Source organism: Pseudomonas fluorescens (assembly GCF_902497855.1).
Lineage (GTDB): Bacteria > Pseudomonadota > Gammaproteobacteria > Pseudomonadales > Pseudomonadaceae > Aquipseudomonas > Aquipseudomonas fluorescens_BI.
In genome coordinates, this window is record NZ_CABVHU010000012.1 from 261,557 (window position 1) to 273,403 (window position 11,847).

The 11,847-nt window shown below is 59.5% G+C and carries 9 protein-coding genes and 1 rRNA gene; 5 read left to right on the plus strand and 5 right to left on the minus strand.

Annotated elements, in window-relative coordinates; genetic code table 11:
* Positions 1 to 15: 15 nt before the first annotated feature.
* Positions 16 to 948: a chemotaxis protein CheV gene (locus F8N96_RS23675; protein WP_150799870.1), complete on the minus strand. Its 933-nt coding sequence runs from the start codon at positions 946 to 948 to the stop codon at positions 16 to 18.
* Between the two features lie 82 nt (positions 949 to 1,030).
* Here F8N96_RS23675 and flgA point away from each other — a divergent pair, with 82 nt between their 5' ends.
* The 4 genes from flgA to F8N96_RS23695 all read left to right on the plus strand — a co-directional run bounded on the left by flgA (position 1,031) and on the right by F8N96_RS23695 (position 3,655).
* Positions 1,031 to 1,792 (plus strand): flagellar basal body P-ring formation chaperone FlgA, encoded by a 762-nt coding sequence (gene flgA, locus F8N96_RS23680; protein ID WP_150799871.1) that lies wholly within the window; start codon positions 1,031 to 1,033, stop codon positions 1,790 to 1,792.
* Between the two features lie 181 nt (positions 1,793 to 1,973).
* Positions 1,974 to 2,300 carry a flagellar biosynthesis anti-sigma factor FlgM gene (gene flgM, locus F8N96_RS23685; protein WP_150799872.1) on the plus strand — a complete coding sequence of 109 codons (327 nt, stop codon included), beginning with the start codon at positions 1,974 to 1,976 and terminating at the stop codon, positions 2,298 to 2,300.
* A gap of 48 nt (positions 2,301 to 2,348) precedes the next feature.
* A complete protein-coding gene (locus tag F8N96_RS23690) occupies positions 2,349 to 2,816 on the plus strand; it encodes a flagella synthesis protein FlgN (RefSeq protein WP_150799873.1) in 468 nt (155 codons plus the stop codon).
* A gap of 92 nt (positions 2,817 to 2,908) precedes the next feature.
* Positions 2,909 to 3,655, plus strand: coding sequence for a flagellar brake protein (locus tag F8N96_RS23695; protein WP_150799874.1), 747 nt, complete (start codon positions 2,909 to 2,911; stop codon positions 3,653 to 3,655).
* A gap of 65 nt (positions 3,656 to 3,720) precedes the next feature.
* On the opposite strand, the gene F8N96_RS23700 is transcribed toward F8N96_RS23695, so the two are convergent.
* The gene (locus F8N96_RS23700; protein WP_150799875.1) at positions 3,721 to 5,103 is read right to left on the minus strand and encodes an MFS transporter; all 1,383 of its coding nucleotides are present in this window, start codon (positions 5,101 to 5,103) and stop codon (positions 3,721 to 3,723) included.
* A gap of 70 nt (positions 5,104 to 5,173) precedes the next feature.
* On the minus strand, positions 5,174 to 6,415 hold the full coding sequence (locus F8N96_RS23705) for a glutamine synthetase family protein (RefSeq protein WP_191635385.1): 1,242 nt from the start codon (positions 6,413 to 6,415) through the stop codon (positions 5,174 to 5,176).
* A 471-nt stretch (positions 6,416 to 6,886) separates the two neighbouring features.
* Between F8N96_RS23705 and F8N96_RS23710 the strand changes: the two genes are divergently transcribed.
* A complete protein-coding gene (locus F8N96_RS23710) occupies positions 6,887 to 11,023 on the plus strand; it encodes a CheR family methyltransferase (RefSeq protein ID WP_150799877.1) in 4,137 nt (1,378 codons plus the stop codon).
* A gap of 4 nt (positions 11,024 to 11,027) precedes the next feature.
* Here F8N96_RS23710 and F8N96_RS23715 read toward each other — a convergent pair whose 3' ends face one another.
* Both F8N96_RS23715 and rrf read right to left on the minus strand, forming a co-directional pair.
* A complete protein-coding gene (locus tag F8N96_RS23715; protein WP_150799878.1) occupies positions 11,028 to 11,567 on the minus strand; it encodes a hypothetical protein in 540 nt (179 codons plus the stop codon).
* Positions 11,568 to 11,722: 155 nt separating this feature from the next.
* Positions 11,723 to 11,838: ribosomal RNA gene (gene rrf, locus F8N96_RS23720) — 5S ribosomal RNA — on the minus strand.
* Between the last annotated feature and the right edge of the window lie 9 nt (positions 11,839 to 11,847).

The window sequence follows — 11,847 nt, forward strand, 5'->3', positions numbered from 1 at the left end:
AGGGACAGAAGGCCTCTAGCTGATGTCTGCTGCTTTGATCCGGTCGACTACCCGGGATGCCAGGTCATCAGGGCGGAATTTGGCCAGGAAGTCATCGGCACCGACTTTTTTGACCATCGCCTGATTGAACACACCCGACAACGAAGTATGCAGGATGATATGCAGCTTTTGCATGCGCGGGTCGTTGCGGATCTCGGCCGTCAGGGTGTACCCGTCCATTTCCGGCATCTCGATGTCGGAAATCATCATCAGGAACTCTTCTTCCGGCTTCTTGCCCTCCTCGACCAACTTGCGCAGGTAATCCAGCGCCTGCCGGCCATCGTTCAACGCCACCACTTCGACACCGACCGCTTGCAGGCACCGCGAAACCTGCTTGCGCGCCACCGACGAGTCGTCGACTGTCAACACGCGCAAGGACAACGCCTTTTGCCGGGTATCGACGTCCACCACACCGACGGAAATCGCTTCCGGGGTCGGCGCCACTTCCGCCAGCACCTTCTCGACGTCGATGATTTCAACCAGCTGATTGTCGACCCGGGTCACCGCCGTCAGGTAATGATCGCGTCCCGTGCCCTTGGGCGGCGGATGGATCTCCTCCCAGTTCATGTTGACGATGCGTTCCACCGAGCGCACCAGGAACCCCTGGGTCTTGGTGTTGTACTCCGTAATGATCACGAAGGGATTGCTTTGATCACGCAACCGACCGGAACCGGTCGCCATCGCCAGGTCGAGAATCGGAATAGTCGCCCCACGAATACTCGCCACACCGCACACGACAGGATTGGACTTGGGCATCAGGGTCAGCTTGGGGCATTGCAGCACCTCACGAACCTTGAATACGTTGATCCCATACAGCTGCTGGCCGTCGAGACGGAACAACAACAGCTCAAGGCGATTCTGCCCCACCAGTTGCGTGCGCTGGTTTACCGAATCCATTACACCAGCCATGCCCAGACTCCCTACACCAACGCTAAGTGTGTTGCGACGCGCATTCATCACTAAACGGCACGGCGCTTGCTTTTTAACCCTTATGAACCCAGACCCGACATTTTTCCGACGCCTGACCTCCAACTGCCACCGATGGTGCAGCGTGCTGGCGGCCGTGTGCCTGTTCAACGCCGGCAGCCCTGCCATTGCTGACACGGTTACCTTGCCTGACATGCTTATCGGCGTCACTCAGGGCTTTCTTGAATTCACCGTGGAAGACTATCTGGCGAGCAGCCAGACGCAAGGCCGTTACGAGATCCAGGTCAACCCGCTCGACCCGCGACTGCGCATGCCGATGTGCGACAAGGAATTGACAGCCACCCTCGAGAGTCCGGCCAGGCCGCTGGGCCGGGTCACGGTCAAGGTTCGCTGCGAGGGCGCCTCCCCCTGGACAGTCTTCGTGCCCGCTCAAGTCCGCCTGTTTCGCGACATCGTGACCACCACCCGCCCCCTGCGCCGCGCGAGTATTGTCGAGCCCGAGGACGTGACCTTGCGTGAGCGAGACATCAGTCTGATCAATCAGGGTTACCTGACCTCGACCGACCAGGCGATCGGGCAGAAACTGACCCGCCCCATGGTCGCTGACCAGGTCATTACCCTGGTGCATCTGGAACAGGCCGAAGTCATCAGCAAGGGCGACCAGGTGGTGATTACCGCCCGCAGTGGTACGCTCAGTGTGCGCATGCCGGGTGAGGCACTGTCCAACGGCGGCATGCGGGAACAGATTCGAGTGAAAAACCTCAACTCCCAACGGGTCATCAAGGCGCAAGTCATCGCGCCTGGCCAGGTGGAAGTGGCCATGTAAGGTGCCCTGCGGGTGGGCTCCGGGTGGGTGAAAATGTGGCGCGCCACTCGACTGTTCCCTAAACTGTGCTTCATGCAGGGCCAGCGCTGGCGCGCGCAAGCTCATTGAGAAATGGGCCTAAAGTTTTCCCGGGTATGGCCGAAAACATGGCAAGCGTCCAAATACCCAGAGGTTTTTTATCATGGTCATCGATTTCAACCGATTGAACAGTCCCTCGCCACCAACGGCCAGTACCCGTGCCAGTGCTGCCAGGGAAACCGCCGACGCCAGCAAGCCCGCGCCGTCGAGTATCCCGGCCGAACAGGCCAGTACCGTCAAAAGCGGGGAATCGGTACACATCAGCAATGAGGCTCAACAGTTGCAGAAGGTCACTGACACGCTGCGCGATCAGCCTGCCGTCGACAAAGCCCGAGTGGCCGAGTTGAAAGCAGCGATTGCCGATGGCAGCTACAAAGTCGACAGCAACCGTGTCGCCAGCAAACTGCTCAACTTCGAAGCCCAGCGCTAGGCCACGGCCCGCGCCAGGCTTTTGGACGCTTAACACCCAAGGCCAGCCATGCACGACACCCATCTTCTGCAATTGATCACTGACGACTTTGCTCCCGCACAACATTTGCTGCAGCTACTGCAAACCGAATCCATCGCCTTGCACGGTCGCGACATGCCGTTGCTCGAAGACATACTGGCGCAGAAACAGGCATTGATCGTTCTGCTCGAACAGCATGGCCGCAAGCGCAGTGAAATCCTCGCCAGTCTCAACCTGCCCACCAATCGCCAGGGCCTTGAGCAACTGGCCAGCCAATCGAGCGTGGGTGAACAGTTGCTGGCACAAAGCGAGGTGCTGACCGACCTCCTGGGCCAATGCCAGGCCGCCAACCTCAACAATGGCCAGTCGATCATGAGGCAGCAGGCCGCCACGGCCACCCAGCTGAAAATCCTCACCGGCGGCGAGCCGCCAGCGCTCTACAACGCCAGCGGATCCTTCTCCACGCTTGTGAAGCCGCGCCCGCTCAGTCAGGCGTAAGCCTGCTGCCGAGCACGCTCTATCTAGACGCGAAACATGCTGGCAAAATACTAGCCAGCCGCAGTCATATTTTGTCCGGAGATTGATGAACCGTGTCCAATGCCTTAAACGCGGGAGATGCTCCGCAGCCACCCAAGGTGCTTACCACGCCTCTGGAGATCTCCGGCAACCTGCGCCAGCTGCAAGACAGCCATGACCCGCTGATCATCACGTTCCACGAGCGCAGCCAGCGCTTCCAGAGCTATCTGGTGGACATCGACCGTGAACGTAAAACGATCACTCTGGACGAAATGATTCCCCGCGATGGCGAGCGCTTCCTGCTGGCCGGCGAATCGTTCAAGGTCGAAGGCTTTCACGACGGCGTGCGCATTGCCTGGGACAGCAACGGCCCACTGACCATCGATGAGTCCGGCGATACTCGCTGCTACCGCGGCCCACTGCCCGAACAAGTGGTCTATCACCAGCGCCGCAATGCCTTTCGCGCCGCGTTGAAGCTGGCGCAACTGGTCGACGTCAATCTGGACGGTGAAAAGCTCAGGAGGCCGATCTGCGGCAAATTGCTGGACATTTCCGCCACCGGTTGCAAGTTGCGCTTCGAAGGCGATATCAGCAGCAGCCTGCAGCTGGGCCAGGTTTACGATCGCTTCGCCGCCGCCCTGCCCTTTGGCAAAATGACGGCACCGGTCGAACTGCGGTACCTGCATTTCGAAGAAAGAATCTCCACCACCTTCGCCGGCGTACGCTTTCACAACATGAGCGGATTGGTGCAGCGTCAGGTCGAGCGGTTCGTCTATCAGCTCCAGCGCGAAGCGCGGCGCTTCGACAAAGACGACTTCTGATACAACGCTCCAATAAAAAACGGGCAGCCCCTTGCGGTGACTGCCCGTTTTTTTTGTGCCCGAAGTTAAGGCCTGGCCTCGGTAAAGCTTTGCTCACGGCCCAGGTCTTCGTCATCCGCGGACGAATCGGTTTCGGTCACCGGTTCACGCTCAGGCTCAGGCTCGGGGTCCGGCTCGGGTTCGACCGGATTCTGCATCTGCTCCTGCACCACCTGCTCATCGACCCGTGGGTCAAGGCAAGCCACCAGCGGTGAACTCGACATACTGTCCGGCATGGCGACGTGATGCAGCGGTGCATCGTCCACCTGGTGCAGATTGGTGACCGCTTTCGGGCGAATCCGCCAGACCAGCACCAACGCGAAGAAACTGAAGAAGGCGTACAGCATCTGGCTGCCGAACAGTTTCATCAGCACCCCCGCCACCAACGGCCCGATACTGGCGCCGACGCCATAGGTCACCAGCAACATCGCCGTCAGGGAGACTCGACGGTCACCCTCGACATGGTCATTGGAGAACGCCACCGCCAACGGGTACAGGCAGAATTGCACCAACGAGCAGAGGAAACCGGCGATGAACAACACCTCCAGCGGCACCTGCTTCATGATCGCCAGCGGCAATGCAGCCAGTGCCAGGCTGAAGGCAAAACAACGGATCAACAGCGCCCGGTCATAACGATCGGACAGCCAACCCAACGGCCATTGCACCAGCAGGCCGGCGAAAATGCAGCTACCCATGAACAAACCGACCTGCTCCGTGGACAAGCCTTGCTGCGAGGCGTACAGCGGCGCCAGACCGTAGAACGAACCGACGATCAACCCCGCTCCCAGCACCGTGCTCAACGATTGCGGCACGCGTTTGATGAAGAACCTCGGCTCCATCGGCGCCGGGTGCAACGCCGCCGGGTGGATCCGCTGGGTCAGGGCTACCGGTACCAGGCACAGCGCGAAGCACAGGGCGACCAGCATCAACAGTTCCAGACCCAACCCCGGGTGCATGACCAGAATCAGCTGGCCCAACACCAGCCCCAGGTATGACGCGATCATGTAGCCGCTGAACACGATGCCCCGTTGCTTGGCTTCCGCCTGCTCGTTGAGCCAGCTTTCGATGACCATGTACTGGCACATCATGCCGAGGCCGACGATGACCCGCAGAAACAGCCACGCGGGCAACCAGTCCACCAGGCCATGGCCCAGCACCGCCGCACCGACGATCCCGGCACAGGCCGAATAGGCTCGAATGTGTCCGACCCGGGCAATCAGCCGATGGCCGATCTTGCCACCCAGCACCAGGCCGAAATAGTTGGCCGCCATCAACGCACCGACCCACAGGCTGTCGACATGATCGGCAGCCAGGCGCAAGGCCAGGTAGGTACTCAGCAAGCCCGAGCCGATCAACATCATCAGCGAGGCAAAATAAAGCGCTCGAAAGGGTTTCCAGATTTGGCGCATCGGCGTTCCGAGCGGCTCCTTGCAGTGAGTTACGGACTATCCGAAAAGATAGCCCGGTGTCGACGGATCGTCAGGCCTGGGCCGCTAAAACACGCCGCTCCCAGGGAGTAATTTCATCAAGGAAGCTGGTCAACTCCAGGGTCTTCGAAGCGATGTAACCTTCGATGAACTCCTCGCCAAACAGTTCCTTCGCCAATTGACTACGTTTCAGACGCTCGAGAGCGGCATGCAAGGTACAGGGCAATGAAAGATTATCCGGCACCTCGAATTCGCCCTGAATCGCCTCGCTCGGCTCCAGTCGATTTACGATGCCATATAACCCCGCCGCCAGGCTCGCGGCAATCGCCAGATACGGATTGGCGTCAGCCCCCGGCAAACGGTTCTCGACCCGACGGGCGACCGGCGAACTGGCCGGAATGCGCAAACCGGCCGCGCGGTTGTCGTGGGACCAGCAGGCATTGTTCGGTGAGGCGAACGGATGGCACAAACGCTGATAGGAGTTCACGTTAGGCGCGAACAACGCAGTGAAGTCCGCCATGCCCGCCTGCTGGCCGCCGATGAAATGACGGAAGATCGCGGTCGGCTCTCCTGCCTCGTCGCTGAACACGTTACGCCCGGTGCCGATCTCGACGATGCTCTGGTGAATGTGCATCGAACTGCCCGGCGTGTGCGCCAGCGGCTTGGCCATGCAGACCACGGTCAAGCCATGCTTGAGCGCGACTTCCTTGAGCAGATGTTTGAACAGCAATGTCTGGTCGGCCAGCAGCAACGGATCGCCGTGCAACAGGTTGATCTCGAATTGGCTGACGCCCATCTCGTGCATGAAGGTATCGCGCGGCAAGCCCAAGGCCGCCATGCATTCATAGACTTCACTGAAGAACGGCCGCAAGCCATTGTTGGAACTGACGCTGAAGGCCGAATGACCGTCCTCGCGACGACCGTCCAGGCCTACCGGTGGCTGGAAGGGTCGAGTCGGGTCGGGGCTGGGCGCGAAGACAAAAAATTCCAGCTCGGTCGCCACCACCGGCGCCAGGCCCAAGGCGGCGTAACGCGCGATGACGGCCTTGAGCTGGCCGCGTGTCGACAGATTCGAGCTCTCGCCGGTCAACTCATCCGCATCACAAATGGCAAAAGCGCGCGGTTGCTTGCTCCAGGGTAACCGGTGGATCTGCGCAGGATCGGGAACCAACGCCAGGTCGCTGTCATCGCTGCCGTAGAAACGCGCTGGCGGATATCCGCCCATGATGCATTGCAGCAGCACCCCGCGCGCCATCTGCAAACGTCGCCCTTCGAGAAAACCTTCGGCGGTCATTACCTTGCCACGGGGTACGCCATTCAAGTCCGGCGTGACACATTCAATCTCATCAATGCCCGTCAATCGCTGCGCGAGTGAACGCTGGCCATCGGTCGTCATGACGCAATCCTTGTTATTGTGCGAGCCGCTAACGGCGACCCGTACAAAATAGGCTCCGCGTGTTCGGAATTTCAAGCATCGATATACAAATACTTCACCAGCAATAACAACACCCCACTGTAGGAGCCGGCTTGCCGGCGAAAGCGGTGGTTCAGTCGACATCTTCGCTGGATGTCAGAACGCCTTCGCTGGCAAGCCAGCTCCTACAGGGGGGTGTGCATTCAGGTAGATAGCGGCTAAACAGCCGCCGCCCGAGGCAGCTAAATATTTGAAGGCGTTATCGAAAAACGGGATTATCCTGACTCATTGAAGTGCGCTGCCCATCGCTTGACCTCAAGACGCTTTCCATCGCTGCAAAAGGCCGAAGTCATGACCACTACTCCCAGCCGCTCGGACACCGTTTCCGAGCCAAAGGCCTTGAGCCCCAGCACCCTGGATTTTCCGGTGGTGGGCATTGGCGCGTCGGCTGGCGGGCTGCAAGCCATCAAACTGTTTTTCGAAAACATGCCCCAGGACAACGGCATGGCGTTCGTGATCATTCTCCATCTATCCCCCGACCACCAGAGCATCGCCGACAAGATCATCCAGGAATGGACCCAGATGCCGGTGCTGCAGGTCACAGAAACGGTGCCCATAGAGAAAAACCGGGTGTACGTCATTTCGCCGGCGCAACGGCTGGCGATGAATGACGGGGTTCTTGAAGTCCGCGCCTGCGACTCGGGTCAAGGGCGCCACGCGTCCATCGATCTGTTTTTTCGCGACCTGGCCGACGTGCACCGGGAGCGTGCTTTCTGTCTGGTGCTGTCCGGTTCCGGTTCGGACGGTGCTGTCGGTTTGTCCCGGATCAAGGAACAGGGGGGCGTCACCCTCGCCCAGGCCCCGGAAGACGCCGAGTACGACAGCATGCCCCGTGCGGCCATCGACACTCGCCTGGTGGACCTGGTGTTGCCCGTGGTCGAGATGCCGCAAAAGTTGCTGGAGTTGTGGCGTAATGCTCAGGAAATCAGCTTGCCTACCGCCAATGATCCCGAAATACAAACCATTGCCGCCATCTCCGAACGCGAAGCCGTGGTGGCCGAACAATTGTTGCATGACATTCTGATCCAGTTGCGCACCGGCACCGGCCATGATTTCAAACACTACAAGCGCGCCACCGTATTGCGCCGGATCGAACGCCGGATGCAGGTGACAGCCCAACCGGACCTGGCCGGCTACTACCGTTTTCTGCAAAACAACCCCGAGGAAACCAAGGCACTGCTGGGCGACATGCTGATCGGCGTGACCAACTTCTTCCGCGACCGTGAAGCCTTCGAAGCGCTGGAACGGGATGTGGTGCCGCAACTGGTCAGCGCCGCGGTCTCGGCGCAACCCGAGAAAGAAGAGATCCGGGTCTGGTCCGCTGGCTGCTCCACGGGCGAGGAAGCCTATAGCCTGGCGATGCTGCTGAACGATCAGCTGCAACTGGACAGAAGCGCGGCCTCGTTCCAGCTGTTCGCCACCGACATCGACGAGCGCGCCATCAGCGTCGGTCGGGCCGGGCTGTACCCGCAAGCGATCATTACCGACATACCGCCGACACGATTGCGGCATTACTTCGCCAAGGAAAACGACCACTACCGAATTCGCAAGGAAATCCGCGAAAAGGTGTTGTTCGCCAAACACAGCCTGTTGTCCGATCCGCCCTTCTCGCAAATCGACCTGATCGTTTGCCGCAACCTGCTGATCTATCTGGATCGCGAAGTGCAGCGCGAAATCCTGCAGATGTTCCACTTTGCCCTGCGTCCGGGCGGCTTTCTGTTTCTCGGTTCATCCGAGAGCGCGGACGCGTGCCATGAATTGTTCGCGCCGGTAGACAAACGTAACCGGATCTTCCGCGCCAAAACCGGCACGGCCAATAGCCGTCGGACCCCGACCATGCCCCGGGGTGGCTACGTGCGAACCAGTGCTTCCCGGCAGGTGCCGCAAAACAGCCTGCCACGTAAACTCTCTGTCGCCGATATCCATCAACGGGCCCTGGAACAGTCCGCGCCGCCGAGCATGATTGTCGATGCCAATGCCGACATCTTGCACATGAGCGAAAGTGCCGGGCGTTTCCTGCGGCATGTCGGCGGTGAACTGTCGCGCAATTTGCTGACCTTGATTCTTCCGCAATTGCGCCTGGAAATCCGCACCACCCTGTTCCAGGTGCAGCAGAGCGGCCAGCCGGTCAAATCCCGCGAAGTACCGATCAAGCGCGACGACCGGAGCTACCTGATTGATCTCGTCGCCCATCCCTACAAGGACGAAGAATCGGACGGCGACTACGTGCTGGTGATCTTCGAGGAGGTGGAGGTCGACCCTTCGGAGTTGGCGGCCACCACCGTACTGCAAACCGAAAGCCAGGTGCTGTCCAACCTGGAGCGCGAGCTGCAACGCACCAAACTGCACCTGCAAGACACCATCGAACAATCGGAAGTCTCCAGCGAAGAACTCAAGGCTTCCAACGAAGAAATGCAGGCGATCAACGAAGAACTGCGCTCGGCCACCGAAGAGTTGGAAACCAGCAAGGAAGAACTGCAGTCGATCAACGAAGAGTTATTGACCGTCAACTACGAGCTGAAAACCAAGGTCGAAGAGACCGACAAGATCAACGATTACCTGACCAACCTGATCGCATCCACTGACATTGCCACGGTGTTTGTCGACCGCAGCATGCGCATCAAGTGGTTCACCCCGCGCGCCACCGACATCTTCAGCATGTTGCCGGTGGATACCGGTCGCTCGTTGCTCGACATTACCCATCGCCTGCATTACGACGACCTGACCGCTGATGCAGCGCAGGTTTTCGAATCGTTGAACATGATCGAGCGCGAAGTCAGCAGCAACGACAATCGCTGGTACATCGCGCGCCTCCTGCCCTATCGCTCCAGCGAAGATCACATCGACGGCACCGTGCTGACCTTCATCGACATCAGCAAGCGTCGCGCCGCCGAAGAAGAGCTGCGCCTGGGCGAAGAACGCATGCGCCTGGTCGCCGAAAGTACCCGCGACTACGCGATCATCACCCTCGATGAGCAGGGCGTCATCACCAGCTGGAACAAAGGCGCGGAGTTGATCTTCGGCTACAGCAAGGCCGAGGCCGAAGGTGCGTATTACGACTTCATTTTCGCCACCGAGGATCGCGCGGCGGGCGTGCCGGAAAACGAGCTGTTATCGGCGCGCACCCATGGCCGCAGCGAAGATGAGCGCTGGCACCTGCGCAAGGATGGCAGCCGCTTCTTCTGCAGCGGCGAGGTGACGCTGCTCAAGGGCGAGAACCTCAAGGGCTATGTGAAAATTGCCCGGGACCTGACCGGCCACAAACGCCAGCACGAAGAGCAAAGCCAACAGCTTGCCGAGACCCGCAACACCAATTACCTCAAGGATGAGTTCTTTGCGGTGATGTCCCACGAACTCAAGCATCCGCTGAACCTGATCCAGCTCAACGCGGAGCTGCTACGTCGCCTGCCGGTCACCAAGTCGCTGGCGCCGGCCGCCAAGGCGGTCGACACCATCTGCGATGCCGTCAACAGCCAGGCACGGATCATCGATGACCTGCTGGATGTCGCACGGGTTCGTACCGGCAAGCTCAAGCTGCAACCGGTCGCCGTGGATCTGATCAGTGTGCTGCGTGACATCCACACCGTCGTCCTCAATGAACAGCACGATCTCAGGGTCGAACTGCGGGTGCCCTCTGACCCATTGTTCGTCCAGGCCGACCCGACTCGCCTGGAGCAGATCATCTGGAACCTGGTGAACAATGCACTGAAATTCACCCCGCCCAAGGGCTGCGTGCAGTTAATCGCCAGCCAGGTCGGGAACATGGCCCGGCTGGATGTCAAAGACGATGGTGCCGGCATTGCTCCCGAGAACCTCGATCATGTGTTCGACCTCTTTGGTCAGGCCGAACAGCAACACGCCACCCACCACCGGGAAGGTCTGGGCATCGGACTTTCGCTCGTTCGCCAGTTGACTGAGGCTCAACGCGGAACGGTTGAGGTGAGTTCCGGGGGCGTCGGAACGGGGTGTACCTTCACGGTGTGCCTGCCACTGGCACTCACCCATGGTGCGATTCAACCGGTCCCCCCGTTCGAAATCGCCTCGGGACGCCTGAGCGGATTGACGATCCTCTTGGTAGACGACTCCGCCGAAGTACTGGAAACCTTGAAAATGCTACTGGAGATGGAGGACGCCCAGGTGATTGCCTTCGATCGTCCGGTGGCGGCTCTGGACGCGGCCAGAAATACCCGTTTCGATCTGATCATTTCGGACTTGGGCATGCCGGTCATGAGCGGACATGAGTTGATGAGCGCCCTGCGTCAGTTGCCACTGGTCAAGGATGTGCCGGCGATTGCACTGACCGGCTATGGCGCCCACAGCGACATTCAGAAGTCACGGCAATCAGGCTTTGACCAGCATATCGGCAAGCCGGTGTCCTACGATGACCTGATCGAAACCATCGAAACCTTGCGCCAGTCACAGCGGTAAAACATCAATCGAGATAGGCGCGCTGTACACAGGCGCGTCTATCGATCGCCTGCCTGAGTCGCTCCTTGTGATCGGCCCACATTCCGGGATCCACCTTGGTCAAGCGCATCAAGGCCAACATGGCGGTCTTGGCGGCACGGTACTCCGTCCACGCATCCTCGGACCTGAGCTTCAGACGTTCACGCTCGGTCATCTCCATGCGCCTCAAGGCCAATACCGACTCATCGGTGATCACCGTACTCAGGGTCAACTGTACCCGGTGTGGCGCTACGAATCCTTGAGTGCCCGCGACAATTTCTCGTGCCCGCTGGGTGCCCCATTTCAACGCCGTGCAGTAATGTTCCCCGACACGCCGGTCATAAAATTCCTCGCCGATCGCCCAGCCATTCGGGCCGTAGACGCCTACGAAAACCTGGGTAATCCCTCCGTGGTTGATCCGTGCCTGCACCTCGATTTGCACGCCATCGTCGAGGACTTCCTCATGGGTGTGGAGGGGTAATCTTCTATTGGTCCATAGCCAGAATTGGGCGCCTCTATGTCGCATCTATATCCCTCCCTCAGTGGTCCTCTGGATTAAGGCACAGCACTGGGGGACTTTCCATGTAGGTCGTCGGCCGGTTGCACTTTCGTCGCGCCAGTTTGCGGCGGACAAAAACAAAACCCCTACCTGCATACGCAGATAGGGGTTTCGGAATTCAATCTTGACGATGACCTACTCTCACATGGGGAAACCCCACACTACCATCGGCGATGCATCGTTTCACTGCTGAGTTCGGGATGGGATCAGGTGGTTCCAATGCTCTATGGTCGTCAAGAAATTCGGG

Bases quoted from the DNA above. Each gene is read 5' to 3' on its own strand.
- F8N96_RS23690 (WP_150799873.1), top strand. From the start codon at position 2,349: ATGCACGACACCCATCTTCTGCAATTGATCACTGACGACTTTGCTCCC.
- F8N96_RS23715 (WP_150799878.1), bottom strand. From the start codon at position 11,567: ATGCGACATAGAGGCGCCCAATTCTGGCTATGGACCAATAGAAGATTA.
- F8N96_RS23710 (WP_150799877.1), top strand. From the start codon at position 6,887: ATGACCACTACTCCCAGCCGCTCGGACACCGTTTCCGAGCCAAAGGCC.
- flgM (WP_150799872.1), top strand. From the start codon at position 1,974: ATGGTCATCGATTTCAACCGATTGAACAGTCCCTCGCCACCAACGGCC.
- F8N96_RS23705 (WP_191635385.1), bottom strand. From the start codon at position 6,415: ATGACCGCCGAAGGTTTTCTCGAAGGGCGACGTTTGCAGATGGCGCGC.
- F8N96_RS23675 (WP_150799870.1), bottom strand. From the start codon at position 948: ATGGCTGGTGTAATGGATTCGGTAAACCAGCGCACGCAACTGGTGGGG.
- flgA (WP_150799871.1), top strand. From the start codon at position 1,031: ATGAACCCAGACCCGACATTTTTCCGACGCCTGACCTCCAACTGCCAC.
- F8N96_RS23700 (WP_150799875.1), bottom strand. From the start codon at position 5,103: ATGCGCCAAATCTGGAAACCCTTTCGAGCGCTTTATTTTGCCTCGCTG.